Source organism: Caballeronia sp. ATUFL_F1_KS4A, from assembly GCF_023630905.1.
GTDB lineage: Bacteria > Pseudomonadota > Gammaproteobacteria > Burkholderiales > Burkholderiaceae > Caballeronia > Caballeronia zhejiangensis.
Genome location: NZ_JALQEB010000004.1, coordinates 1 through 21,965, shown reverse-complemented (window position 1 = coordinate 21,965; position 21,965 = coordinate 1). Strand labels below are relative to the sequence as shown.

The following is a 21,965-nucleotide window of genomic DNA, read 5'->3' as shown; positions in this document are numbered from 1 at the left end:
TGAATTCACGGGATTTAACCGGCGCCCGCGCGGTCAATCGGTAATTCACGTTTTGCAAGAGGCTTGGCCCAAGCATGTCCCGCACTACCCGTTCTATTGTCGTTACGCTCGTCGTCCTGGTTATCGTCGCGGCGCTCGGTTTCGTTTACGCATCGCCTTACATCGCACTCGATCGCGTGAAGCGCGCGGCCGATGCGCGCGACGCGCAAACCGTCAACGAATACGTCGATTTTCCGGCGCTGCGCGCGAGCCTCAAGGACCAGATCGCGGCGCTGCTCACGCGTCGCGTGGATATTCAAAAGAGCGGGAATCCGCTCGCGATCATCGGTGCGATGATCGGCGCGGCGCTCGTCGGTCCGCTGGTGGATTCGTATGCCACACCGGACGGCGTCGCGGCGATTCTGAACGGCATCCCGCCGCGCGGCGATCCGGGCGAGCGTCCGCCGCAAGCTGGCGACGGCGCACCAGCGAATGCGGGGAATGCGCCCGCGTCCGGCGTCACGGCCGCACGGCAGCCGCCGAAAGAACCACCGCAGACGACGGCGGGTTATCGAAGCCTGAACACGTTCGTCGTCACGTATCAACACGGCGCCGGCGATGCGCGCTACTCCGCGATCTTCCACCGCAACGGGCTCGTGTCGTGGAAGCTCGTCGCGGTCGATCTCAACGGTTGACGCGTCAAGCGTCGCGGTTCACGCTTCGCACCGCATCACGCCCCGGCTTCGGCCTTGACGGGCTTCGCCGCGTACGCCGCTTCGTCTTCCGCTTCGGCCGATTCACCGGCCTGACAGACGGCAACCAGGATGCTGCACTTCACGCGATCCAGCAGCGGCGTGTTGCCCGCGCCCATCCACCAGCGCGCGAGGCCGCTGCGGCAGCGATGCCCGACGACGACGAGATCGACCTGAAGGCTGTCGGCGAGCGCCGCGATTTCGTCGATCGGATGGCCGAACGCGAAATGTCCCTGTGCCTGAAGGCCACGCTCGCGCAGCCATTCGACGCCCTCTTGCAGGATGTCGCGCGCGGCCTCTTCGAAGCGTCCGCAGGCCATGTCGGTTAGCAGTCCGGCGCTCTGCGCGATGCTCGAGCGCATATCCACCACCGCGAGCACATGCGTCTCCGCATTCAGGTCGAGCGCGAGATTGGCGCCCTGACGCAGTGCCTTGCGGCCTTCTCTGGAGCCGTCGTAGCACAGCAGGATTTTTCGGTAGCTCTCCATCTTGACCTCCCTGGCCAACGTGCCGTTGAGCGCGACTTGCCCGCGGCGTTGATTCATCATCGTGCGTCGTCCCATGGGAGACAACGCTGGAAAACGCTTACCGGCGCGAACACGCTAGCTCGCACCGTGCCAGAACCACAAAAACGTCGACGGACAAGCCTCTGGCACTTTCGGCCGGAACCGGTTCGACGCGCCCCGCACGGGTTTGACACGCCCGCGCAGCATGCGGTTGCACGCCAAGCGCCGCCTTGGTGCAATGGATTACACTAGCCCGCTGGATTTCCCTCATCCGGCTTTCCCTGCGCACAGATGCATGACTGATCAATCTTTGCAACAAAGCGCTACACGCGACGCCGATGGAAACCGCGCACCCGCCATCGAATTCAGCGAAGTAAGGAAGCACTACGGCGAGCGCACGGTCGTCGACGGCCTGTCGTTCGATGTGCGGCCCGGCGAATGCTTCGGACTGCTCGGACCGAACGGCGCGGGCAAGACGACGACGCTCAAGATGCTGCTCGGCATCACTTCGCCCGATAGCGGCGCGATCCGTCTCGTCGGCGAGCCGGTGCCCGCGCGCGCCCGATTCGCCCGCGAGCGCGTGGGCGTCGTGCCGCAGTTCGACAATCTCGATCCCGATTTCACTGTCCGCGAAAATCTGACGGTGTTCGGCCGCTACTTCGGCCTGACGGGCGCGCGCATGGATGCGCTCGTACCGTCGCTCCTGGAGTTCGCGCGGCTGGAGAGCAAGGCCGATGCGCGCGTCGGCGAGTTGTCGGGCGGCATGAAGCGGCGTCTCACGCTCGCGCGCGCGCTCGTCAACGATCCCGATGTGCTCGTGATGGACGAACCGACCACCGGGCTCGATCCGCAAGCGCGGCATCTGATCTGGGAGCGTCTGCGCTCGCTGCTTGCGCGCGGCAAGACCATCCTGCTGACGACGCATTTCATGGAAGAAGCCGAGCGTCTCTGCGATCGCCTGTGCGTGATCGAGGAGGGCCGCAAGATCGCCGAAGGACGGCCGCGCGAGCTGATCGAATCGGTGATCGGCTCGGACGTGATCGAAATCTACGGACCCGATCCGCAAGCGCTCGCCGCCGAGCTTGCGCCGCTCGTCGCGCGCATGGAAGTGAGCGGCGAGACGCTCTTTTGCTACGTCGACGATCCGCAGCCCGTGCATGCGCGCGTGAAGGGCCGCGCGGACGTGCGCTATCTGCATCGTCCGGCGAATCTCGAAGATGTTTTCCTGCGTCTCACCGGACGTGAGATGGTGGACTGAGCCAATGGATACGCTCGAACGATCCCGCATCGACAAACAGCGCGAGCCGAAGCGCGCACAAAACCTCACGCCGCTTTCCAGCGCGTTGCCCGCGAACGCCACGCACTGGATGTCCGTGTGGCGGCGCAACTATCTCGTCTGGAAGAAACTCGCGATCGCCTCGATGATCGGCAATCTCGCCGATCCGATGATCTACCTCTTCGGCCTCGGCCTCGGTCTGGGCCTGATGGTCGGGCACGTCGACGGCGTGTCGTATATCGCGTTCCTCGCGGCGGGCACGGCGGCGTCGAGCGTGATGATGTCCGCGAGCTTCGAATCGATGTACTCGGGCTTCTCGCGCATGCACGTTCAGCGCACCTGGGAAGCGATCATGCACACGCCGCTCACGCTCGGCGATATCGTGCTTGGCGAGATCGTCTGGGCCGCGAGCAAGTCGGTGCTGTCGGGCGTGGCGATCATGATCGTCGCGGGCGCGCTCGGCTATGCGAGCTTTCCGTCGATGCTGATCGCGTTGCCGGTCATCGTGCTGACAGGACTCGCGTTCGCCAGCACGGCGATGGTCGTCACCGCGCTCGCGCCGAGCTACGACTTCTTCATGTTCTATCAGACGCTCGCGCTCACGCCGATGCTCCTGCTCTCCGGCGTCTTCTTTCCCATCGCGCAACTGCCCGCGATCGCGCAACACGTCACGCAGGTCTTGCCGCTGTATCACGCTGTGGAGCTGATCCGTCCGGCGATGCTCGGCCGCCCGTTCGACGGCTTCGCGCTGCATGCGCTCGTGCTCTGCGCGTATGCGGTCGTGCCGTTCTTCCTGTGCGCGTGGCTTTTCAGGCGGCGCATGATGAAATGAAAAACGGCGATGGACTTCGAAAGCCGATCGCCGTTTTGACATCGCCGAAAAGGAAAGCGCGCTACTTCACCGGAAACTCGTGATGCCCGCCGAAGCCGAAGCGCATCGCGGACAACATGCGTTCCGGGAACGATTCGGCATCGCGCGAACGGAACCGCGTGTACAGCGCCGCCGACAGCACTTGCGCCGGCACCGCTTCCTCGATTGCCGCTTCGATCGTCCATCGTCCTTCGCCGCTGTCCGCGACTTCGGTGGAATAGCGGTCGAGCGAGCCGTCGCCCGCGAGCGCGCCCGCGGTCAAATCGAGCAGCCACGACGACACCACGCTGCCGCGACGCCACACTTCCGCGATATCGGCGAGATCGAGCGAGTAACGCTCGTTCTCCGGCAGTTCCGTCGAGTCCTTGCGCTCGAGCACGTGAAAGCCTTCGGCATAGGCCTGCATCAGTCCGTATTCGATGCCGTTGTGCACCATCTTGACGAAATGCCCCGACCCGACCGGCCCGCAGTGCATGTAGCCGTTCTCGACGCGCGCATCGCGTCCTTCGCGGCCCGGCGTCGCGGGAATGTCGCCGCGTCCCGGCGCGAGCGTCGCGAGAATCGGATCGATGCGGCGCACGACCGGCTCGTCGCCGCCGATCATCATGCAGTAGCCGCGCGTCAGGCCCCACACGCCGCCCGACGTGCCGACGTCGACGTAATGGATGCCCTGCTCGCGCAACTGCGCGGCGCGGCGGATATCGTCCTTGTAGAAGCTGTTGCCGCCGTCGATGATCACGTCGTCCGCGCCGAGGATCTTGTGCAGATCGTTGAGCGTGTCTTCGGTGATTTTCCCCGCCGGCAGCATCAGCCAGACGACGCGCGGCGCGGTCAGTTTCGCGACGAGATCGCCGAGATCCTTCGCGCCCGTCGCGCCTTCGCTCGCGAGCGCTTCGGTGGCCTCCGGATTGTGGTCGTACACGACGCACGTATGTCCGCCGCGCATGAGCCGCCGCCCGATGTTGCCGCCCATGCGCCCCAGTCCCACGATGCCGATCTGCATGATGGTCACTCCTTCCCGTTGGATTTCACGCGTTCGATCTGCTTCTTCGCGGCGTCGTAGACCGCTTCGGGCGTGAAGCCGAACTTCGTCTTCAGCGCCTTCAATGGCGCGGATGCGCCGAACGTGTGCATGACGATCTGCGATCCGAGGCGGCCGACGTAGCGGTCCCAGCCGAGCGTCGCGGCTTGCTCGACGCACACGCGCGCATGCACGTCCGGCGGCAGCACCGATTCCTTGTACGCGAGATCCTGCTTCTCGAAGATGTCCCACGACGGCATCGACACGACGCGCGCCGCGACGCCTTCGCTTGTCAGCTTCTCGTACGCCTCGACGCAAAGCGACACTTCGCTGCCCGTCGCGAGCAGCAGCACCTCGGGCTTCTTGCCGCCTTCGGTATCGGCAAGCACGTAGGCGCCGCGCTTCACGCCTTCGGCGGACGCGTATTTCTTGCGGTCGAACGTCGGCAGCGGCTGGCGCGTCAGCACGATGCACGACGGCTCCTTCGGATGCGTCAGCGCGACGCGCCACGCTTCTGCGACTTCGTTCGCGTCGGCGGGACGCAGCGTGCACAGGCCCGGCACGCCGCGCAGCGAGGCGAGCTGCTCGATCGGCTGATGCGTCGGACCGTCTTCGCCGACGCCGATCGAATCGTGCGTGAACACGTAGATCACCGGCACTTCCATGATCGCGGACAGGCGGATCGGCGGCTTCATGTAGTCGCTGAAAATCAGGAACGTCGATCCGTAGGGACGCAAGCCCGCCAGCGCGAGGCCGTTGCAGACCGCGCCCATGCCGTGCTCGCGAATGCCGAAGTGCAGATTGCGTCCGCCGTAGCTGTCGTGCTCGAAGCTGCCCGCGCCTTCGAACTTCAGATTCGTCTTCGTCGATGGTGACAGGTCTGCCGCGCCGCCGATCAGCCAAGGCACGCGCGGCGCAATCGCATTCAGCACCTTGCCGGACGAATCGCGCGTCGCGAGGCCCTTGGCGTCCGCCTCGAAGGTCGGGATGTCCGCGTCCCAGTTGTCGGGAAGCTTGCCTTCGAGCATCTGCCACGCTTCTTTCGCGAGTTCCGGATTGGCCTTCTCGTAGGCGTCGAAGCGCTGCTTCCACTCGGCGTGCAGCTTCTTGCCGCGCGCGCCCATGCCGTCGGCGAAGTGCTGCATGACGCCGTCGGGCACGTAGAACTGCTTGTCCTCCGGCCAGCCGTAGAACTTCTTCGCGAGCTTGACCTCTTCCTCCCCGAGCGCCTCGCCGTGCGCGCTCGCGGTGTTCTGCTTGTTCGGCGCGCCCCAGCCGATGATGCTTTTCACGACGATCAGCGTCGGCTTGTCGGTGTGCGACTTCGCCTTGTTGATGGCCGCTTCGAGCGCGTCCGCGTCGTTGGCGTCGTCGACGTGCAGCGTGTGCCAGTTGTAGCCGTGAAAGCGCGCTTCCACGTCGTCGCTGTAGGCGAGCTCCGTATGGCCTTCGATGGTGATGGTGTTGCTGTCGTAGATCCAGATGAGATTCGACAGCCGCAGATGCCCCGCGAGCGACGCCGCTTCGTGCGACACGCCTTCCATCATGTCGCCGTCGCCGCACAGCGCGTAGACGCGGTAATCGAAGAGCTTGTCGTCGCCCTTGTTGAAGCGGCTCTCCTTCCAGCGCGCGGCCATCGCCATGCCCACGCTGTTGCCGAGGCCCTGCCCGAGCGGTCCGGTCGTCGTCTCGACGCCCGTCGTCATGCGGTATTCCGGATGGCCCGGCGTCTTGCTGTCGAGCTGGCGGAACTGCTTGATATCGTCGATCGAGACGGCGGGCTTGCCGGTCGGCTTGCCGTCGCCGTCGAACTCCTTCACGCCGGCAAGATGCAACAGCGAGTACAGCAGCATCGACGCATGCCCGACCGACAGCACGAAGCGGTCGCGATTCGGCCATAGCGGCGCGTCGGGATCGTAACGAAGATGGTTCTGCCACAGATGGAATGCGACCGGCGCGAGCGCCATCGGCGTGCCGGGGTGGCCGGAATTGGCCTTCTGCACGGCGTCCATCGAGAGCGTGCGGATGGTGTCGATCGTGAGGCGATCGAGATCTTTGGCCTGAGGTGTTGCTTGAGACATGAGCGACGACTCCTTTGCGAAGAGCGCGCTGTGGCGAGGGGCGCCGCAGCGGGCAACCAGGACCATCGAGCAAGTGCAGTGCCTTACGAAAAGCACCGCACCGCGAATGACACGGGAGCGCGCCGCGAATCCTCGGGTGCGGGATTCGGGCGGCGTTGCGGCAGAGTACGGGCCAAAAATTAGGCCGGTATTACAGAGCGATAAACGACGGGCACGCGAACGTCAATGCTGACACATTCGCGGCAAAGGCATGCAATTCTTCGCCAAATGCTTGAGCCGGCGAAGGAAATCAGGGCGCCGGATTCGGCTGACGCTCGTGCAGCGCGTCGATTTCGGCCAGGATTTCGTCCGACAGTTCGATGTTCACGCTACCGATGTTCTCCTTCAACTGCGGCATCGACGTCGCGCCGATCAGCGTGCTCGTCGTGAACGGGCGCGTGTTGACGAACGCGAGCGCGAGTTGCGTCGGCGTGAGTCCGTGGCGTTTCGCCAGTTCGACGTACGACGTGATCGCGGCGATCGCCTGCGGCTTGCTGTAGCGCTGGAAACGCTCGAATAGCGTGATTCGTGCGCCCGCCGGACGCGCCCCGCCCTCGTACTTGCCCGACAGCCAGCCGAACGCGAGCGGCGAATACGCGAGCAGCCCGACGCCTTCCTTGTGCGTGAACTCCGACAGCCCGAGCTCGTAAGTGCGATTCACGAGGCTGTACGGATTCTGAATGCTGACGATTTTCGGCAGCCCCGCCTTTTCGGCCGCGCGCAGGAATTGCGCGACACCCCACGGCGTTTCGTTCGACACGCCCACATGACGGATCTTGCCCGCCTTCACGAGATCGGCGAGCGCCGCGAGCGTTTCCTCGATCGGCACCGTGTATTCATCGTCGATATAGGGATAGCTGGATCGGCCGAACGTCATCGTGCTGCGGTCGGGCCAATGCAGCTGATACAGATCGACGTAATCCGTTTGCAGGCGCTTCAGGCTGCCGTCGATGGCTTCGTTCAGATTCTTGCGATCGAACTGGTTGCCCGCGCCGCGGATATGCCGCGGATTGTGCGGCTGGCGCGCGGGCCCGGCGATTTTCGTCGCGAGGACGATATCGGCGCGCTTCGCCGGATGCTTCGCGAGCCACGTACCGATGTATTCCTCCGTGCGGCCCTGCGTCTCGGGGCGCGGCGGCACCGGATACATCTCGGCGGCGTCGATGAGATTCACGCCTTGGGCGAGCGCGTAATCGATCTGCTCGTGCGCTTCGCTTTCGGTGTTCTGCTCGCCCCAGGTCATGGTGCCGAGCCCGATCAGGCTGACGTCGATACCCGAATCGCCGAGTTTCCGAAACTTCATTGCTCATTCCTCTTGTTGACGAGTTGTTTGCGCGCTGTGGGGAGACCGTAGGCGCTTTGTCGGACAGGCTGCCTGGCTGATTTTCCGGCAATCGCAAAACCTACCATAGGCGCGAAAGCTCTGCTCTCGCGGCTAGAATGGCAAGCTTCCAACCCGTCAGGCAGGAGCACGCAACCGATGCCGTTAGCACGCGATCGCGAGACAAAAGGCTCGTCGCTCATCGTCATGCTCGTCGCGGCGACCTTCTTCATGGAGAACCTCGACGGCACGATCATCGCCACCGCCTTGCCGCAGATGGCGCGCTCGTTCAACGTGCATCCCGCCGACATGAGCCTCGGCATCACGGCGTATCTGCTGACGCTCGCCGTGTTCATCCCGATTTCCGGCTGGGCCGCCGACCGCTTCGGCCTGCGCACCGTGTTCGCGAGCGCGATCGCGGTGTTCACGGCCGCGTCCGTGCTGTGCGCGACGACCTCGACGTTGCCCGCGTTCGCCGCCGCGCGCGTGCTGCAGGGCATCGGCGGCGCGATGATGGTGCCCGTCGGGCGCCTGGCCGTCTTGCGCGCGACGCCCAAGGAGGGCCTGATGCGCGCCATCGCGATCATCACGTGGCCGGGTCTCGTCGCGCCGGTGATCGGCCCGCCGCTCGGCGGCTTCATCACGACGTATTCTTCGTGGCGCTGGATCTTCTATCTCAACGTGCCCCTCGGGCTGATCGGCTTGCTGCTGACGCTGCGCTACATCGGCAACGAACGCGAGGATGCGACGCGGCGCTTCGACTTGCCGGGCTTCGCGCTGTGCGGCATCGCGTGCACGACGCTGCTCTACGCGATGGAACTGATCGGACGCAGCGACGTGGACTGGCGCTTCGTCGGCGCGCTGGTGGCGGTAGGCGTCGTCGCGGGCATCGCGTCGTGGCGGCATCTGCGGCGCGCGGCGCATCCGGTCGTGGATCTGTCGGCGCTGAAGGTGAAGACCTTCGCCGTGGCGATGGGCGGCGGCTCGCTCTTTCGGATCGCGATCAGCGCCGCGCCGTTCCTGCTGCCGCTGATGTTCCAGGTCGGCTTCGGCATGAACGCGTTCGATTCGGGCCTGCTCACGCTCGCGGTGTTCGCGGGCAATCTGTCGATGAAGCTCGTCACGACGCCCGTGATGCGTCGGTTCGGCTTCCGGCCGGTGCTGATCGTAAACGGCGTGCTCGCCGCGCTCTCGCTTGCCGCGATGAGCCTGCTGACGCCCTCGACGCCCACGTTCGTGATCGTCGCCGTGCTGTTCGCGAGCGGCCTGTCGCGTTCGCTGCAGTTCACGGCGCTCAACACGCTTTCCTTCGCCGACGTGCCGAAAGCGCAGATGAGCGGCGCGTCGGCGCTATCGAGCACGCTCTTCCAGATGACGATGGGCATCGGCGTGGCGGCCGGCGCAATCGCGCTGCGCATCGGCGAATGGATCCACGGCCACGATGCCCATTCCATCGGACCGGAGGATTTCAGCGTCGCGTTTCTGATCGTCGGGTTCGTGGGGCTCGTCGGCGTCGTCGATCTGTTCGGGCTCGCGAAGGACGCCGGCGCGCTCGTTTCCGGGCATCGCAAGCCGAAGGCGTGAAGGTTTTATGACGGAAAGGCTCAAGCCTTCGCCGCGCCTGCCGTAATCCGCGGTATGAACTCGCACACGCTCGACGCCCTCTCCGCCCTGACCGAAACGGTTGCCGTCCTCCGCCACGCGCGCGGCCTGAAGAATCCGCACGATTTCCCCGACGGCACGCCCGAGCGGCAACTCACCGCCGACGCCTTCGCCGAAGATTTTCTCCGCGCCCTCGATGCCGAGCCGAGCATCGGCGCGTGGTGGCGCATCTGATCGAAGCGTCACCACGGCAAGGTCGCGGCATCTATTACCGACGTCCGCGCGATCCGATTCCCCGAATCGGCAAATTCTGAGTCAAGTCTTCCTATTTGGCGAAACGTTTGCGCGCGGCTATCAAGTCGCGCCCGTGCGCGCCGACAACTCGCATATCGCCATGACCCAATCAGGAGATGCCAGTGAAGTGGGCAGCGTCACTTTTTGCCATCGCCGTCGCGCTCGTCGTGACCGGCTGCGCGCCGATGCCGGCCGCCAATACGGCTCAGATCGAAAAACCGGCGGCTTCCGCCGAGATCATCCGCTTCGAGATTCCCGCTGACGCGCTCGGCGCCCGCGACCCGCAACTCACCGCGATCCTCGCCAAAGCGGGCGCGCTCGCAGCCGCCCAAAAGCAGCCGACGACCATCCTCGTCACCGCGCTCGCGCAGGACTTTCCCTATCTCAATCAGGCGATCTGGAAAGGCATTCCCGCGCGACATGCGGTCAAGCTCAGTCTCGAAAACCTGACCGCCGGCGCGCGCCAGCCGTACAGCGTGTCCATCAAGCCGACGCAGGGAGGCTGACGCGATGCGCCCATTTCTCATCCTCGCGACTGCGCTGTTTTCGATGCACGCCGCCGCCGGTCCGTTCGACGTGAGCGCGCCCGCGTCCGTGCAAACGCTCGCGGCGCTCGGACCTGCCGCGCAGAAGGTCTATCCGCCGCTGCCGACGCTCGCAATGCTTCCGCCTTCCAGCGGCGAAGAAGACGATGCGCCTGCCAAATCCGCGAGCAAGAAAGCGAAGAAAACGCGCCGCGTCGCCGATTGCAAATGCAACGGACCCGAGCCGCGTCTCGTGGTGTCGGACGAGTCGCGCACGTATATGAAAGACGTCGAGCGCCGCATCGACATCGCGCTCGCGCCGTAATCGAAGGAGCCACGTTCCATGTTCCGTCCGTTTTGCGCGGCGCTGGCCGCCTGCGCGCTGCTCGCCGCGTCGCTCGCGCCGCGCGCCGCTCACGCCGACGATTGCTTCGAACAGGCCGGCGCCTATCAGGGCGTCAATCCGCTTGTGCTGCGCGCGGTCGCCTGGCGCGAATCGAAAGGCGACGCCGCCGCGCTCAACCGCAACGCCAACGGCTCGATCGATATCGGCCAACTGCAGATCAACTCGATCCATTTTCCCGATCTCGCGCGTCAGGGCATTCCGCATCGCGCGCTCGCCGATCCGTGCGTCAACGTGTTCGTCGCCGCCTGGCTGCTCAAGCAGAAGATGGTGAAGCACGGCAACACATGGCGCGCGATCGGCGCGTATCACTCCGAATCGCCGAAACATCGCGACGCCTACGCGCGCAGCATCCAGCAGATTCTCGTCAACTGGGGCGAGTTGCAGCCCCAGATGCGTTGAGGGTGCAACTCGGCCATCGGCTCAAAGCTGGCTCATGCCGCCGTCGATGATGATCTCCGTGCCGACGATGAAACCCGATTCCGGCGACGCCAAATGCAGCACCGTCGCCGCCACTTCGCTCGACTTGCCGAAGCGGCCGAGCGGAATCTGGCTTTGAAGCTGCGCGGCGGCTTCATCGATGAGGCCGAGCTTGTCGTGGAGCGGCGTCGAGACCGGACCGGGACTCACGACGTTCACGCGCGCGCCGCGCGGCAGCAATTCCGCCGACAGCGTCTTTGCGAGCGACACGAGCGCCGCCTTGCTCGACGCATAGACCGATGACATCGGCATGCCGATATGCGCGTTGATCGAACCGTTCAGCACGATCGACGCGCCTTCGTTCAGCAAGGGCACGAGCGACTGGATCTGGAAGTACGGTCCTTTCACGTTGATCGCGAAGGTTTCGTCCCACGCTTTTTCGTCGATGCCCGTGAACGGCCCGAAGGTGGCGACGCCCGCGTTCACGAAGATCGCATCGAGCCGGATGTTCGCATCGGTCAATGCTTGCGCCAGTTCGCGCGCAGCGCTTACCGTGCCCGCCACGTTGCGGATCGCGATGGCGTTCGCGCCGAGCGACTCGCGTGCCGTCGCGAGCGCGCTTTCATCGCGGCCGGTGACGACGACGCGCGCGCCTTCCGCAGCAAATGCCTGCGCTGCCGCGAGACCGATGCCGCTGTTGCCGCCAGTGATCAGAACTGTCTTGCCTTCGAAGCGTTTCATGACGTTCTCCTTGTGAACGTTGCAGGGTGTGAAGGCATTATGGTCGGGCGTGCGCCCTTTTCCGTACGACGCGGCCGGCGCACTCGTTCGATATCGTCGAACGAGTTTTTTGTCTGAGTGAGGCGCCCCACAGATGCGCCTTGAAGCGAACGCGATTGCCTCCTAGAGTTACGCAGTTCGTTCCCGACAGGAGGCGCATCATGCAAGACGCGCAACGCGGCGCACAGCCCAATCCCGAGCGGCTGCTGCAAATGGGGATGGCGTTCTGGGCGTCGAAGACGCTGCTTTCGGCGGTCGAACTCGGCGTGTTCACGCAACTGGCGACCGGCCCGCGAACGGCCGACGATCTCGTGCAGGCGCTGGCACTGCATCCGCGGGGCGCGCTGGATTTCCTCGATACGCTCGTCGCGCTCAACCTGCTCTCGCGCGAGGGCGGCTTCTACGCGAACGCCGACGACGCCGATTTCTTCCTCGATCGCAACAAGCCTTCATATGTCGGCGGATTGCTGGAAATGGCGAACGCGCGCCTCTATCCGTTCTGGGGTTCGCTCACGGAGGCGCTGCGCACCGGCCTGCCGCAGAACGAATCGAAGCACGGCGGCAACGTCTTCGAGACGCTCTATAGCGACCCGGCACGTCTGCGCGGCTTTCTCCAGGCGATGAGCGGCGTCAGCATGGGCGCGGCGCACGCGATCGCGCGACAGTTCCCGTGGAGCGAGTACCGCACGTTCATCGATATCGGCGCGGCGCAGGGCGCGTTGCCGGTGCAGGTGGCGCTTGCGCATCCGCATCTGACGGGCGGCGGCTTCGATCTGCCGGTGGTGGGTCCGGTCTTCGACGCGTACGTCGCCGCGCACGGACTCCAAGACCGGCTGCGCTTTTATCCCGGCGATTTCTTCAAGGAGCCGTGCCCGTCGGCGGATGTGCTCGTGATGGGGCACATCCTGCACGACTGGGATCTGCCGCAGAAGCTCGAACTGCTCGAGAAGTGTCATGCGGCGCTGCCGGCGGGCGGCGCGTTGATCGTGTACGACGCGATCATCGACGATGAGCGCCGTCAGAATGCCTTCGGGCTTCTGATGAGCCTCAACATGCTGATCGAAACGCCCGGCGGCTTCGACTACACCGGCGCGCAATGCTGCGCGTGGATGCGGCAAGCGGGATTCGCGACGGCGCGCGTCGAACCGCTCGTCGGCGCGGAGTCGATGGTGATCGCGACGAAGTGAGCGGGCCGCGCGCCTGAACGCTTCGTCAGCGGTCGTTCGACATGCCTTTCAGGCGATCGTTGCCGGCGTCGCGGGCGGCGTCGGCGGTGGAGAAATTCTCTTCGGAAACCAGCGCGCGCTTGACCTCGCGCGCCGCGAAATCGACGAGCGTGATGACCCAGACGAAACCGCCCGCCTGCTCCGCGGTCTGCACGAATGCGCGCAGATCGCCTTCATTCGACGATGCCATACCGACCTCCTCGTTCAAGTTGATGCGCCCTGCCGGCCGCGCGAGACGCGTATCGACCGGCGATGCGATGCGTCGGCTGAACGGGCGCTAACGGGCGGCAGCCGGCCGCCTTCAGGCTTCGAAATCGAGACCGCCGAAGAGCACCGACGGTTCCGCCTGCGAGCGCGTCGCGAGATCGACCTCGCGCGCGCCCTGCCACGCGTCGAGCTTCGCGCCGATGGCGTCGAGATAACGCAGGAATCGAGCCTCGCCGCCCGCGCCCATCAGCCGTTCGATCTCGTCGTCGTCCCAGGTCAGAAATACGTTCAGCGGATACGGATAAACGCGCCGATGTTCATCGCCCTGTCGCGGTGCACGTTCGGCGCTGACATGCAGACGTGTCGGCACGGCCGGGCTTTCGTAGCCGAGGATGTCGACGCGCACGCCGTGATCGACGACGCGCGTCACACGTTCCACGATGCGCGGCATGAATTCGGTTTCGAACCGGAGCGCCTGTTGCCGGTTCAACGGGCTTCTCCGCGAGCGCTCGACTGCATCAACGGCATCGTCAGACGGCGGGCAAGTCTTCGAGCGATTTCTCGATCTGACCGTCCTGCACGCGCGCTTCGATGCCGATGTGTCCGTTCGTGTAAGGCAGCGCGCTGACTTTCGGGCCGAGGAAGGCGCGGCCGCCGAGCTTGAAGAGCGTGCGGACTTCCTTGCCGCTCTTGATGGCGTCCACGACCTGCTGGACATCCACGATGGTGGTGGGCGCGGCCCAGTCGTTCGTGGCCGGATCGAAACTGCCCCAGCGCACGCTGGTCACGCGGTCGTTGACCCAGCGCACACCGTCGATCGCCAAAGTAGCCATGTCTGCCTCCGATGCCGTCGTTGGGGTGATCTCGAAATCCTAGCATTGTTGGACGAAGGCGGCTGACGTTTGCGCGGGCGAAACGGTCAGCCGGCGCGAACAAACTGCCGCGCTGCGGTAAAATCGCGGATTCCCCTTGAAATTCAAGCGGTTCGCATGAAGGTGCGGCCGCCGTCGCCCATGTCAGCCGTATCGAAGATCAGTCCCCGCCGCGTCTCCGTCGCTCCTATGATGGATTGGACCGACCGCCATTGCCGGTCCCTGCATCGGCTGGTATCGCGTCATACGTGGCTCTACACGGAGATGGTGACGACGGGCGCGCTGCTCTACGGCGATGTCGCGCGGCATCTCGCGTTCACACCCGCCGAAGCGCCCGTTGCGCTGCAGCTCGGCGGCAGCGAGCCGGCCGATCTCGCGAAAAGCGCGAAGCTCGGCGAGCAATGGGGCTACGACGAGATCAACCTGAATTGCGGCTGCCCTTCCGAGCGCGTGCAGCGCGGCGCGTTCGGCGCTTGTCTGATGAAGGAGCCGCAGCTCGTCGCGGATTGCGTGAAAGCGATGCGCGACGCGGTGTCGATTCCGGTAACGGTCAAGCATCGCATCGGCGTCGACACCGTCGAGGAATATGAGTTCGTGCGCGATTTCGTCGGCACGATCGCCGATGCCGGCTGCGAAGTGTTCATCGTGCACGCGCGCAACGCGATCCTCAAAGGCTTGAGCCCGAAGGAGAATCGCGAGATTCCGCCGCTCAAGTACGAATATGCGTATCGGTTGAAGCGCGACTTTCCGCAACTTGAGATTTCGATCAACGGCGGCATCAAGACGCTCGATGAAGTCGAGGAGCATCTCAAGCACGTCGACGGCGTGATGCTCGGGCGCGAGGCTTATCACAATCCGTACGTGCTCGCCGGCGTCGACACGCGCTTTTACGGTGCGAATACGCCGGTTCCGTCGCGCGAAGAAATCGAGGCGGGACTCATCGACTATGCACGCGGCGAACTGACGCGCGGCACGTATCTCGGCGCGGTGACGCGGCATGCGCTCGGGCTGTATCGCGGCGTGGCCGGCGCGCGCGGATGGCGTCGCGTACTGTCCGACAATCGCCGTCTCGCGAAGGGCGATCTGACGATTTTCGATGAAGCGCGGGCTCACCTACGCGAGGCGGTGGAAGCGCTCGATACATGATGCGTGGCCGTCGGAAAAAGATGCTAAAAGGGACTAGGCAAGCGCAATCATTGTTCGTATAATCTCGCTTCTTGATTGCTGCAGCGGTTTTGAAGCAGTCGAGATCGCGGTAACAGTGGTGGCTGTAGCTCAGTTGGTAGAGTCCAGGATTGTGATTCCTGTCGTCGTGGGTTCGAGTCCCATCAGCCACCCCACCGAGAATTCATGCAAAAAGCCCAGTCGAATGACTGGGCTTTTTGCTTTGCGGCTTCTGATTCGGACGCCCCTCGGGCACGCGCCGTGCACATCGAAAGTCTCCCCTTGGCGGAGACTCATCATGTCCCGACATCACCTCGCAACAGCCGCTCTTCTCCTCGCCACGACCTTCGCGACCCAAGCCCAGACCGCGCGCCCCGACGAGAGTGCCTCAATGGTCAAGCCGCCGGGCGCACCCGGCGCGCCGTCCGCGAGCGCCACCCGCCCCGACAATCCCGACAACATGCCGGTGAAGCGCCCGAATCCACCGCAGAACAGCGATCGCATGCTGCATCACAGCCCCGCGAGCGACGCGATCGCGAAATAACCCGCAACGGCCCCGAACCCGCGCTGGAAGCACGCGCGACGCCACTATAATGGCGCTCGTCACGATAATCGGAGCCTACCGCGTGCTCATGCTCCAAGCGGTCTAGCCAATGCAAAAAGTCATCCTGCCGTTCGTTTCCGGTTTTCTCGCCGCACTCTTTTTTCGCGAATCGACCCTGGCGCTGTTGCACGCAGCCGGTCTCGTCGATCCGGCCGGCTTTTCCACCGCACCGTTTGTTCCGCTCGGCATCCCCGAATTCATCGCGAATGCGCTGTGGAGTTCGATCTTCGGCGTGCTGATGGCGTGGCTGCTGCGCGTCGCGCCCGAGCGCAGCGCGCCCTGGATCGGCGCACTCGTGTTCGGCGGCATCGTGCTGACGGCCGTCGGCGTATTCGTCATCGATCCGGCCCGCGGCATCTGGCCGAGCGGCAACATGCTGCCGCGTCTCGCGCCGAACTTCATCGCCAATGCGATCTGGGGCTGGGGCGCGCTCGTCTTCATGCGCGCGTTCATGGCGGGTCACGAGCCGCACTGACGCGCCGCCGGAAACGAAAGCGGCCCGCGCGGGCCGCTTTTCACAGCGTCAGTCCTTCAACAGCCGCAGCGGATGCGCCGCGGGCGTCCACGCGCTTTCGAACATGCGATCGACATCGGCGGCGTTCACATCCTCGGCGCGCGCGATCTTCCAGCGCGGCTCGTTGTCCTTGTCCACGATGCGCGCGCGGATGCCTTCCAGCACATCGCCGCGCTCGAACATCGTGCGCGTCAGATCGAGATCGCGGCGCAGCGTCTCGGCCATCGTCGAGAATTTCGCGCGATCGACCTGCTGCAACGCTACATCGACGGACAGCGGCGAGCGCTCGCGCAGCTCGGCGGCCGTGCGTTTCGCCCAGTCGTTGCCGATGTCCGCCTCGCGTTCGAGCGACGCGAGGATCGACGCGCCGTTGCCCGCCGCGAAGTGCTTGTCGATCATCGTGCGCGCGGCGGCCAGCTCGCCCTTTTCGGGAATCGGCGCGACCTTGTACTTCGTCGTTTCGTTCTGCACGAAGCGCACGATCTCGACGCCATCGAGAAAGCGCTGATGCCTGAGCGATTCGATGAGGCCCGGCAGCGCGCCGTCGTCGAGGTAAGCGTCCGCCATGCGGGCGTACAGCGCGTCCGCGGCGGAAAGGCTCGCGCCCGTCGCCGCGAGATAACGGCCGATCGCCCCGGGCGTGCGCGCGAGGAACCAGCTCACGCCGACATCGGGAAAGAGACCGATGCGCGTCTCGGGCATCGCCATCTTCGTCGATTGCGTGACGACGCGCAGGCCGCCCGTGTGATGCGCGCCCTGCGAGATGCCCATGCCGCCGCCCATCACGACGCCGTTCACGACCGCGACATACGGCTTCGGGAACGTGAAGATCGCGTGATTGAGCTTGTATTCGTCGGTGAAGAACGCGTCGATCGCCGCCCGGTCGCCCGCCTGCGCGGACTCGTACAGAAAGCGGATATCGCCGCCCGCGCAAAACGCGCGCACGTGCGGGCTATAGACGATGACGGCGCGGATCGCCTGATCGTGGCGCCACGCGCGCAAAGCCTCGCTGATCGCGCGCAGCATCGGCGGGGTCAACGCGTTGAGTGCCTTCGGACGATCGAGCGCAATGAAGCCGATGCCGTTGGCGGTGTCGATACGGATGTCTTCGGTGGTCATCGTGTTGAAGTGTCGGGTCGATTCGCTGAGATGAATCGAGGTTCGGTTCGGTTGGCCGGCGCGAACCACGCGTCGAGCGACAACTCGACGAGCGTCGTGGCCGGCGTCTCGGGCAGCGCCGCGCCGGTCAGCTTCAGCGCGACGATGCCATGCAGATTCGCCCACAGGCCTTCCGCGCACGCGAGCGGCGCGGCGTGCGCGGGCAGCCGGTCGGCGGCACGCAATTCGGCGAACGCGTCCGCGATCAGCGAAAGCGTCGCCGCGCCTTGCTCCGCCGCGTGATCGTCGCCTTTACGCTGGGCCTCGGCGACTGCCTGCGCGGAATCCGTGTGCTCCATGAACATCAGCCGATACGTCTCGGGCTCGGCCAGCCCGAATTCGACATACGCGCGGCCCATCGCGTTCAGGCGCGCGGCCGGATCTGCAATCGATGTATGGGCGAGGAACGCGTCGCGCAGACTCGCGTGCCCTTCCACGCGCAACGCCCGCGCGATATCGCCACGGCTCTTGAAGTGAAGATAGAGCGCGGCGGGCGAATAATCGATCGCCTCGGCCAGCTTTCTCATCGATAGCGATGCAAAGCCCTCGCGCTTCACGATCTCGCGCGAGACCTCGAGTATGCGCTCGCGCAGCGCCTCGCGCTGCTCGCGTCTTTGCTCCGTGCGGCGCTCTTGCGAACCCATGCGAGGCATTGTCGGCACCGCCTCTTTCGAAGTCAAATTGCGACGCGCGGGCGCGCGCTCAGACGGTCATCTTGCCGTCGTCGTCCCGTCGCGAAGCCGCGCGATAAAGCGGCTCGTCCGAGTCGCGCAGCACGACCGACGCGAACACGATGCACAGCGCAAGAATCAGCACACCAACGGCTGCCCAGATGAGCCATAGCGCATTGGACTCGACAAGTGAGTGAAGAAAGGATTGAAGCATGACGACCCCGCGCGATTTTTATATTTGACCGCCCAAGCGCATGGCGTTGAGCAAGTAATGTGCCGAGCGAATCGCATCGCGTGCGGCGAATAGATGGATGGTACTCCGTTGCGCGATCACGCGGAAGGAGGCGCGGCGTGTCCCGCGCGAATAAAGAGGCGGCGCGATGCAGGTCTTACATCGCGCCGTGTAAGAGATGAACGAAGGTGCGTCAGACGGTGACGCGCCCCGGCGGAAAGTGTCCGCTTTTCAGGAGCACGGGCATGCCGTTGGTCACGCGCAGATGCTCCCGCGCGACCGCTTCGATGCGCGTGCGGCCCGCATCGAATGCGTCGATCCAGCCGGCGCTGTCATAGGTCTGCGCGCCGAAGTGATCTTCGAGCGCTTCGACCGAAATGGCGCACGGCACGCGCCGGCCATCTACGATTGCGGCGAACTCGACGGTCAGGTTGGAATCGCGGTAATCGGGCGCGTCCGGAAGGAATCGGATATTCATGATTGTCTCGTTGCTGAAGACGTTCAAGCGCTGGAATCACTTCTATCGCTGCGTTCGATGCGGGTCCGCTCGCGGCGCCGCGAACGATCGCACGAATCGATTCGGCGACTATGGTACTCGCGCTCGCGCCGGGCGGTCCAGCGCCGCGCCGCTCATGCCGCGAGCACGGATTCGTCGACATCGACGACGAGCAGCGAGCTTGCAAGCGGATCGGCATAGTTGAAGTCGAGCAGCCGGCTCATTTCGCGCACGCGGTCGCACACGCGTTGACGCGCATCCAGCGACAGATGCGGATAGTCGCGCAACACTTGCGCGTCGAATCGGTAATGCACGCCCCACGCGACATTGCCCGGATGATTCGCCACGCCGCCCGTGCGCCAGCTCACGAAAAGCGCCGGCGTCGGCTCCGCGCCGATTTCCGCGACGTCCGCGCCGCTCGGAAACAGATCGATCAGGCTGTTCGCGACGTCGTACAGCACGGTATGTCGAAGATGAACGGGGCGCATTACGTCGATTGCAGCAAGCGGTCGATGTATTTGCGCGCGGCCTGCTCGACGTGTGCGAGCGCCTCGTCTTCGGTTGCGAAGCGCCGCTCGGGACCGAGATCGACGAGCGCTTCGAAACGATGGACATCGTCCGGGCCGCCGCGCGCGAGGCTCACCGAGCCGACATAGATCGGCGCTTCACCGTCGTTTTCGCCGTGCGACTGCACGAGCCGCGCCGAAGCGCTGATGTAATACCCACGATATGGCCCCGTGACTCGTTCTGCCATGGTTTTGCCTCCGTTCAATTGGCCGCGCATGCGCCGGTTTTCGCCGATATCGGCGGCAATTTCAACCGAAACGCCAGATGAATAAGGCGCGCGATCCGGAAAATAGTTCATCGGGCGGCTTGACGCGCATACGGGCGCTCTCACGGTTTGATCGCAAGCATCGCGCCCGCGCGGGTTGCGCTAACAACCGCTTACGTGTCGCGTAAGGCGCGTATGGGACAATGCGTCTCTCAAAAAAAAGCGCCCTCGCCGCGAAGCTCGAGGCACTGCGGCGCGCATCGAAATTCGCACTCACGAGGTAAAGATGAAGGAATCCGGTCGGCGCTTGCGCCGTATCTCCGCACGCGTCGCGACGCTCGGCGCGGCTGTCGTCGCGATCTCGGGTCTCGGCGCCTGCGCGTCGTCGAACGAGGCATCGCTCATCAACTTGCCCGATGGACAGACCGGCTACGCGGTCAACTGCAGCGGCGCCGACGCCGGATCGAGCTGGGCGAGCTGCTACGTGCTCGCCGGCAAGAAATGCGGCGCGACCGGTTACGACATCGTGTCGAAGGACAACGAGGAAGGCGGCCCGACCGGCGGCGGCATCAGCAACGTGGTCTCCGCGAACGTCAAGAACCGTTCGATGATCGTGCGTTGCAAGTAGAGCGCATCAATGCGCGCTCATCTTCGAGAAGGCGTTGAGCACGACCACGCCGGCGACGATGAGACCCATGCCGAGCATCGCGGGCAGATCGGGCGTCTGTTTGAAGAGCAGCGCCGCGACGAGCGTGATGAGCACGATGCCCGCGCCCGACCACACCGCATACACGATGCCGACCGGCAACGCGCGCAGCGTCAGCGACAGCAGATAGAATGACAACCCGTATCCGGCCACGACGATCGCGGCGGGCAGCGCGCGCGTGAAGCCATCGGAGGCGCGCAGCGCGGAAGTCGCGATGACTTCGGCGACGATCGCGATGGCGAGAAGCACATAAGCGGTTGAGCGCATCGGCGTCGGGGCTCTCTTTTAGTCGCGTCCGAGAGACAGGTCGCCGAAGTTCTGGCCGAGCACGGCGCATAGTGCTTCGACCACAAGCTGATGGTCATCGCGCTGCGGAAGTCCCGACACCGCGACGGAACCGATCACGCCCGCGCCCTGCACGCGCAGCGGGAATGCGCCGCCGTGCGTCGCGAACGCTTTGGGATCGAGCGTGTACTTGTCCGCGAGCGTCGTGCCGGCCTGTTGCAGCGTGAGGCCGATCGCATACGAACTGCGGCGGAAATGCTCGACGGTGTGCGACTTGCGCTCGACCCAGCGCGCGTTGTCGGGTGTGGTGTTGTCGAGCGCTGCGTAGAAAAGCTGGCGCCCGAAGGTACGCACATCGATGACGATGGCCGCATCGCGCGCCAGCGCCATCTCGCGCAATTGCGAACCGATTTGCCACGCGTGTTCCGAGTGAAATTGCGGGAACACGAGCGTGTGCTCCTGATGCGCGATGGCTTGCAGAACGTGGGGAATGTCCATGGACGGGTCCTTTGGCGTGCTTGAAGCGAAGATGGTGGGTGTGGAGGAGATTTTCGCACGCTTGGGGGAAGGCGCGATGTCTGCGTTGGTCGTGAAGGAGTGGAAATGCGACTTGGGATTTGGAAGTCGAGGACGACGTTGATGCGAAAAGCCTGACTGACCAGGCTGATTGCGACCCCAGAAACCGAACGCGACGGACGCTGCCTGCGCTACAGCGAATGTGTCGTCTGCGAGCATTGCGGACACAGCGGGTTTCTCAGCCACCTACGACCGACGCCTTGTTTGTCTCGCGCAGCATCGTGACCATCAGTTCTTCCGTGAATCGGCTCTTCTTCATGACTTCCATATCTCGGTTGGAAGCCATTTCTCAGTTTCGGTTGGCCCAAACTCACCAGGCAAGGCAACGAAATCAGGTTATACGGTAATGCGATCAGGCTCACGTTTCGACAGCGGCTCGACATCGCTCAAAATCAGCGCCGGCATCGCTCACTTCATGAAGTTGCAATGCTCGCGCGTAGCGGGCTACAGCGGGCCAGCCGAATTCGTCTGCCTGAGCATGCAGTTGACGAGTTAAGGATCACTCTTCCGAGGGGCGCTCCGAAAATTGTCATTCGGAAAGCAACCCGCCGGCGCTCGTCGAGAGCGAACTTGCGCTCGCTTTGGCGCTTGTGAGCGCGTCGGTCGCCGTGTT

Annotated in this window: 29 protein-coding genes and 1 tRNA gene; 14 read left to right on the top strand and 16 right to left on the bottom strand. The window is 64.5% G+C overall.

All coding sequences use genetic code 11. The features are described from left to right. Positions 1-74 precede the first annotated feature (74 nt). Entirely contained in the window at positions 75-674 is a 600-nt protein-coding gene (locus NCS03_RS06905; protein WP_008349909.1) for a DUF2939 domain-containing protein, read from the top strand. 35 nt (positions 675-709) lie between these two features. On the opposite strand, the gene NCS03_RS06900 is transcribed toward NCS03_RS06905, so the two are convergent. Further along, positions 710-1,219 (bottom strand): universal stress protein, encoded by a 510-nt coding sequence (locus NCS03_RS06900; protein WP_033535751.1) that lies wholly within the window; start codon positions 1,217-1,219, stop codon positions 710-712. A gap of 313 nt (positions 1,220-1,532) precedes the next feature. Between NCS03_RS06900 and nodI the strand changes: the two genes are divergently transcribed. Together nodI and NCS03_RS06890 are read left to right on the top strand one after the other, a co-directional pair. After that, positions 1,533-2,495, top strand: coding sequence for a nodulation factor ABC transporter ATP-binding protein NodI (gene nodI, locus NCS03_RS06895; protein ID WP_008349912.1), 963 nt, complete (start codon positions 1,533-1,535; stop codon positions 2,493-2,495). Positions 2,496-2,499: 4 nt separating this feature from the next. After that, positions 2,500-3,345: an ABC transporter permease gene (locus tag NCS03_RS06890; RefSeq protein WP_175980093.1), complete on the top strand. Its 846-nt coding sequence runs from the start codon at positions 2,500-2,502 to the stop codon at positions 3,343-3,345. Positions 3,346-3,406: 61 nt separating this feature from the next. On the opposite strand, the gene gnd is transcribed toward NCS03_RS06890, so the two are convergent. The 3 genes from gnd to NCS03_RS06875 form a co-directional block, all read right to left on the bottom strand. Next, entirely contained in the window at positions 3,407-4,387 is a 981-nt protein-coding gene (gene gnd, locus NCS03_RS06885) for a phosphogluconate dehydrogenase (NAD(+)-dependent, decarboxylating) (RefSeq protein ID WP_244808049.1), read from the bottom strand. A gap of 5 nt (positions 4,388-4,392) precedes the next feature. After that, positions 4,393-6,486 (bottom strand): transketolase, encoded by a 2,094-nt coding sequence (gene tkt, locus NCS03_RS06880; RefSeq protein WP_250528969.1) that lies wholly within the window; start codon positions 6,484-6,486, stop codon positions 4,393-4,395. Positions 6,487-6,775: 289 nt separating this feature from the next. Continuing rightward, on the bottom strand, positions 6,776-7,828 hold the full coding sequence (locus NCS03_RS06875) for an NADP(H)-dependent aldo-keto reductase (RefSeq protein ID WP_239294933.1): 1,053 nt from the start codon (positions 7,826-7,828) through the stop codon (positions 6,776-6,778). Positions 7,829-8,005: 177 nt separating this feature from the next. Between NCS03_RS06875 and NCS03_RS06870 the strand changes: the two genes are divergently transcribed. The 5 genes from NCS03_RS06870 to NCS03_RS06850 all read left to right on the top strand — a co-directional run bounded on the left by NCS03_RS06870 (position 8,006) and on the right by NCS03_RS06850 (position 11,071). Continuing rightward, positions 8,006-9,430: an MFS transporter gene (locus NCS03_RS06870; protein ID WP_008349921.1), complete on the top strand. Its 1,425-nt coding sequence runs from the start codon at positions 8,006-8,008 to the stop codon at positions 9,428-9,430. 54 nt (positions 9,431-9,484) lie between these two features. After that, the gene (locus NCS03_RS06865; protein WP_008349923.1) at positions 9,485-9,682 is read left to right on the top strand and encodes a hypothetical protein; all 198 of its coding nucleotides are present in this window, start codon (positions 9,485-9,487) and stop codon (positions 9,680-9,682) included. A 176-nt stretch (positions 9,683-9,858) separates the two neighbouring features. Then, complete coding sequence (locus NCS03_RS06860; RefSeq protein ID WP_244808046.1) at positions 9,859-10,248, top strand: hypothetical protein; 390 nt, start codon at positions 9,859-9,861, stop codon at positions 10,246-10,248. Positions 10,249-10,252: 4 nt separating this feature from the next. Continuing rightward, positions 10,253-10,591 (top strand): hypothetical protein, encoded by a 339-nt coding sequence (locus tag NCS03_RS06855; RefSeq protein WP_175980088.1) that lies wholly within the window; start codon positions 10,253-10,255, stop codon positions 10,589-10,591. 18 nt (positions 10,592-10,609) lie between these two features. Further along, a complete protein-coding gene (locus tag NCS03_RS06850) occupies positions 10,610-11,071 on the top strand; it encodes a lytic transglycosylase domain-containing protein (RefSeq protein WP_250459671.1) in 462 nt (153 codons plus the stop codon). 21 nt (positions 11,072-11,092) lie between these two features. Here the strand turns inward: NCS03_RS06850 and NCS03_RS06845 are convergent, their stop codons facing one another. Next, positions 11,093-11,830: an SDR family oxidoreductase gene (locus tag NCS03_RS06845; protein WP_250528968.1), complete on the bottom strand. Its 738-nt coding sequence runs from the start codon at positions 11,828-11,830 to the stop codon at positions 11,093-11,095. Between the two features lie 200 nt (positions 11,831-12,030). Between NCS03_RS06845 and NCS03_RS06840 the strand changes: the two genes are divergently transcribed. Further along, a complete protein-coding gene (locus NCS03_RS06840; protein ID WP_250528967.1) occupies positions 12,031-13,056 on the top strand; it encodes a methyltransferase in 1,026 nt (341 codons plus the stop codon). Positions 13,057-13,081: 25 nt separating this feature from the next. On the opposite strand, the gene NCS03_RS06835 is transcribed toward NCS03_RS06840, so the two are convergent. From NCS03_RS06835 to NCS03_RS06825, 3 genes are all read right to left on the bottom strand, one after another. Further along, positions 13,082-13,285, bottom strand: a complete 204-nt coding sequence (locus NCS03_RS06835; protein WP_008349934.1) for a hypothetical protein — start codon at positions 13,283-13,285, stop codon at positions 13,082-13,084. A 111-nt stretch (positions 13,286-13,396) separates the two neighbouring features. After that, positions 13,397-13,792: a DUF5594 family protein gene (locus NCS03_RS06830; RefSeq protein WP_008349935.1), complete on the bottom strand. Its 396-nt coding sequence runs from the start codon at positions 13,790-13,792 to the stop codon at positions 13,397-13,399. Positions 13,793-13,832: 40 nt separating this feature from the next. Further along, the gene (locus NCS03_RS06825) at positions 13,833-14,135 is read right to left on the bottom strand and encodes a hypothetical protein (RefSeq protein ID WP_008349936.1); all 303 of its coding nucleotides are present in this window, start codon (positions 14,133-14,135) and stop codon (positions 13,833-13,835) included. Positions 14,136-14,315: 180 nt separating this feature from the next. On the opposite strand from NCS03_RS06825, the gene dusA reads away from it, so the two are divergent. The 4 genes from dusA to NCS03_RS06805 all read left to right on the top strand — a co-directional run bounded on the left by dusA (position 14,316) and on the right by NCS03_RS06805 (position 16,417). Then, positions 14,316-15,320, top strand: a complete 1,005-nt coding sequence (gene dusA / locus NCS03_RS06820) for a tRNA dihydrouridine(20/20a) synthase DusA (protein ID WP_250528966.1) — start codon at positions 14,316-14,318, stop codon at positions 15,318-15,320. Between the two features lie 118 nt (positions 15,321-15,438). Further along, positions 15,439-15,514: transfer RNA gene (locus tag NCS03_RS06815), tRNA-His, on the top strand. A 122-nt stretch (positions 15,515-15,636) separates the two neighbouring features. Continuing rightward, positions 15,637-15,882 carry a hypothetical protein gene (locus NCS03_RS06810; protein ID WP_033535750.1) on the top strand — a complete coding sequence of 82 codons (246 nt, stop codon included), beginning with the start codon at positions 15,637-15,639 and terminating at the stop codon, positions 15,880-15,882. 109 nt (positions 15,883-15,991) lie between these two features. Beyond that, positions 15,992-16,417, top strand: a complete 426-nt coding sequence (locus NCS03_RS06805; protein ID WP_008349938.1) for a hypothetical protein — start codon at positions 15,992-15,994, stop codon at positions 16,415-16,417. Positions 16,418-16,465: 48 nt separating this feature from the next. Here the strand turns inward: NCS03_RS06805 and NCS03_RS06800 are convergent, their stop codons facing one another. The 6 genes from NCS03_RS06800 to NCS03_RS06775 all read right to left on the bottom strand — a co-directional run bounded on the left by NCS03_RS06800 (position 16,466) and on the right by NCS03_RS06775 (position 19,767). Then, positions 16,466-17,575 carry an enoyl-CoA hydratase/isomerase family protein gene (locus NCS03_RS06800; protein ID WP_034473621.1) on the bottom strand — a complete coding sequence of 370 codons (1,110 nt, stop codon included), beginning with the start codon at positions 17,573-17,575 and terminating at the stop codon, positions 16,466-16,468. Then, positions 17,572-18,267 (bottom strand): TetR/AcrR family transcriptional regulator, encoded by a 696-nt coding sequence (locus tag NCS03_RS06795; protein ID WP_239294967.1) that lies wholly within the window; start codon positions 18,265-18,267, stop codon positions 17,572-17,574. Before NCS03_RS06795 ends, NCS03_RS06800 begins: the two co-directional genes overlap by 4 nt. Positions 18,268-18,316: 49 nt before the next feature. After that, positions 18,317-18,499: a hypothetical protein gene (locus tag NCS03_RS06790; protein ID WP_008349944.1), complete on the bottom strand. Its 183-nt coding sequence runs from the start codon at positions 18,497-18,499 to the stop codon at positions 18,317-18,319. A 211-nt stretch (positions 18,500-18,710) separates the two neighbouring features. After that, positions 18,711-18,995 (bottom strand): DUF1488 family protein, encoded by a 285-nt coding sequence (locus NCS03_RS06785; RefSeq protein WP_008349946.1) that lies wholly within the window; start codon positions 18,993-18,995, stop codon positions 18,711-18,713. A 152-nt stretch (positions 18,996-19,147) separates the two neighbouring features. Beyond that, on the bottom strand, positions 19,148-19,501 hold the full coding sequence (locus tag NCS03_RS06780; protein WP_008349948.1) for a hypothetical protein: 354 nt from the start codon (positions 19,499-19,501) through the stop codon (positions 19,148-19,150). Further along, complete coding sequence (locus NCS03_RS06775) at positions 19,501-19,767, bottom strand: hypothetical protein (protein WP_250528965.1); 267 nt, start codon at positions 19,765-19,767, stop codon at positions 19,501-19,503. Before NCS03_RS06775 ends, NCS03_RS06780 begins: the two co-directional genes overlap by 1 nt. Positions 19,768-20,071: 304 nt before the next feature. Between NCS03_RS06775 and NCS03_RS06770 the strand changes: the two genes are divergently transcribed. Then, positions 20,072-20,413 (top strand): hypothetical protein, encoded by a 342-nt coding sequence (locus NCS03_RS06770; protein WP_034473619.1) that lies wholly within the window; start codon positions 20,072-20,074, stop codon positions 20,411-20,413. A 6-nt stretch (positions 20,414-20,419) separates the two neighbouring features. On the opposite strand, the gene NCS03_RS06765 is transcribed toward NCS03_RS06770, so the two are convergent. Then, positions 20,420-20,758, bottom strand: coding sequence for a DMT family transporter (locus NCS03_RS06765; protein ID WP_008349954.1), 339 nt, complete (start codon positions 20,756-20,758; stop codon positions 20,420-20,422). 18 nt (positions 20,759-20,776) lie between these two features. Continuing rightward, a complete protein-coding gene (locus tag NCS03_RS06760) occupies positions 20,777-21,274 on the bottom strand; it encodes a heme-degrading domain-containing protein (RefSeq protein ID WP_008349957.1) in 498 nt (165 codons plus the stop codon). Between the last annotated feature and the right edge of the window lie 691 nt (positions 21,275-21,965).

Coding starts and splice junctions, on each gene's coding strand:
- NCS03_RS06845 (WP_250528968.1), bottom strand. CDS start 11,830: ATGAAACGCTTCGAAGGCAAGACAGTTCTGATCACTGGCGGCAACAGC.
- NCS03_RS06855 (WP_175980088.1), top strand. CDS start 10,253: ATGCGCCCATTTCTCATCCTCGCGACTGCGCTGTTTTCGATGCACGCC.
- NCS03_RS06780 (WP_008349948.1), bottom strand. CDS start 19,501: ATGCGCCCCGTTCATCTTCGACATACCGTGCTGTACGACGTCGCGAAC.
- NCS03_RS06900 (WP_033535751.1), bottom strand. CDS start 1,219: ATGGAGAGCTACCGAAAAATCCTGCTGTGCTACGACGGCTCCAGAGAA.
- NCS03_RS06890 (WP_175980093.1), top strand. CDS start 2,500: ATGGATACGCTCGAACGATCCCGCATCGACAAACAGCGCGAGCCGAAG.
- NCS03_RS06760 (WP_008349957.1), bottom strand. CDS start 21,274: ATGGACATTCCCCACGTTCTGCAAGCCATCGCGCATCAGGAGCACACG.
- NCS03_RS06795 (WP_239294967.1), bottom strand. CDS start 18,267: ATGCCTCGCATGGGTTCGCAAGAGCGCCGCACGGAGCAAAGACGCGAG.
- NCS03_RS06870 (WP_008349921.1), top strand. CDS start 8,006: ATGCCGTTAGCACGCGATCGCGAGACAAAAGGCTCGTCGCTCATCGTC.
- NCS03_RS06790 (WP_008349944.1), bottom strand. CDS start 18,499: ATGCTTCAATCCTTTCTTCACTCACTTGTCGAGTCCAATGCGCTATGG.
- gnd (WP_244808049.1), bottom strand. CDS start 4,387: ATGCAGATCGGCATCGTGGGACTGGGGCGCATGGGCGGCAACATCGGG.
- nodI (WP_008349912.1), top strand. CDS start 1,533: ATGACTGATCAATCTTTGCAACAAAGCGCTACACGCGACGCCGATGGA.
- NCS03_RS06775 (WP_250528965.1), bottom strand. CDS start 19,767: ATGGCAGAACGAGTCACGGGGCCATATCGTGGGTATTACATCAGCGCT.
- NCS03_RS06825 (WP_008349936.1), bottom strand. CDS start 14,135: ATGGCTACTTTGGCGATCGACGGTGTGCGCTGGGTCAACGACCGCGTG.
- NCS03_RS06770 (WP_034473619.1), top strand. CDS start 20,072: ATGAAGGAATCCGGTCGGCGCTTGCGCCGTATCTCCGCACGCGTCGCG.
- NCS03_RS06785 (WP_008349946.1), bottom strand. CDS start 18,995: ATGAATATCCGATTCCTTCCGGACGCGCCCGATTACCGCGATTCCAAC.
- NCS03_RS06860 (WP_244808046.1), top strand. CDS start 9,859: ATGCCAGTGAAGTGGGCAGCGTCACTTTTTGCCATCGCCGTCGCGCTC.
- NCS03_RS06875 (WP_239294933.1), bottom strand. CDS start 7,828: ATGAAGTTTCGGAAACTCGGCGATTCGGGTATCGACGTCAGCCTGATC.
- NCS03_RS06765 (WP_008349954.1), bottom strand. CDS start 20,758: ATGCGCTCAACCGCTTATGTGCTTCTCGCCATCGCGATCGTCGCCGAA.
- NCS03_RS06810 (WP_033535750.1), top strand. CDS start 15,637: ATGTCCCGACATCACCTCGCAACAGCCGCTCTTCTCCTCGCCACGACC.
- NCS03_RS06835 (WP_008349934.1), bottom strand. CDS start 13,285: ATGGCATCGTCGAATGAAGGCGATCTGCGCGCATTCGTGCAGACCGCG.
- NCS03_RS06850 (WP_250459671.1), top strand. CDS start 10,610: ATGTTCCGTCCGTTTTGCGCGGCGCTGGCCGCCTGCGCGCTGCTCGCC.
- dusA (WP_250528966.1), top strand. CDS start 14,316: ATGTCAGCCGTATCGAAGATCAGTCCCCGCCGCGTCTCCGTCGCTCCT.
- NCS03_RS06865 (WP_008349923.1), top strand. CDS start 9,485: ATGAACTCGCACACGCTCGACGCCCTCTCCGCCCTGACCGAAACGGTT.
- tkt (WP_250528969.1), bottom strand. CDS start 6,486: ATGTCTCAAGCAACACCTCAGGCCAAAGATCTCGATCGCCTCACGATC.
- NCS03_RS06905 (WP_008349909.1), top strand. CDS start 75: ATGTCCCGCACTACCCGTTCTATTGTCGTTACGCTCGTCGTCCTGGTT.
- NCS03_RS06805 (WP_008349938.1), top strand. CDS start 15,992: ATGCAAAAAGTCATCCTGCCGTTCGTTTCCGGTTTTCTCGCCGCACTC.
- NCS03_RS06840 (WP_250528967.1), top strand. CDS start 12,031: ATGCAAGACGCGCAACGCGGCGCACAGCCCAATCCCGAGCGGCTGCTG.
- NCS03_RS06800 (WP_034473621.1), bottom strand. CDS start 17,575: ATGACCACCGAAGACATCCGTATCGACACCGCCAACGGCATCGGCTTC.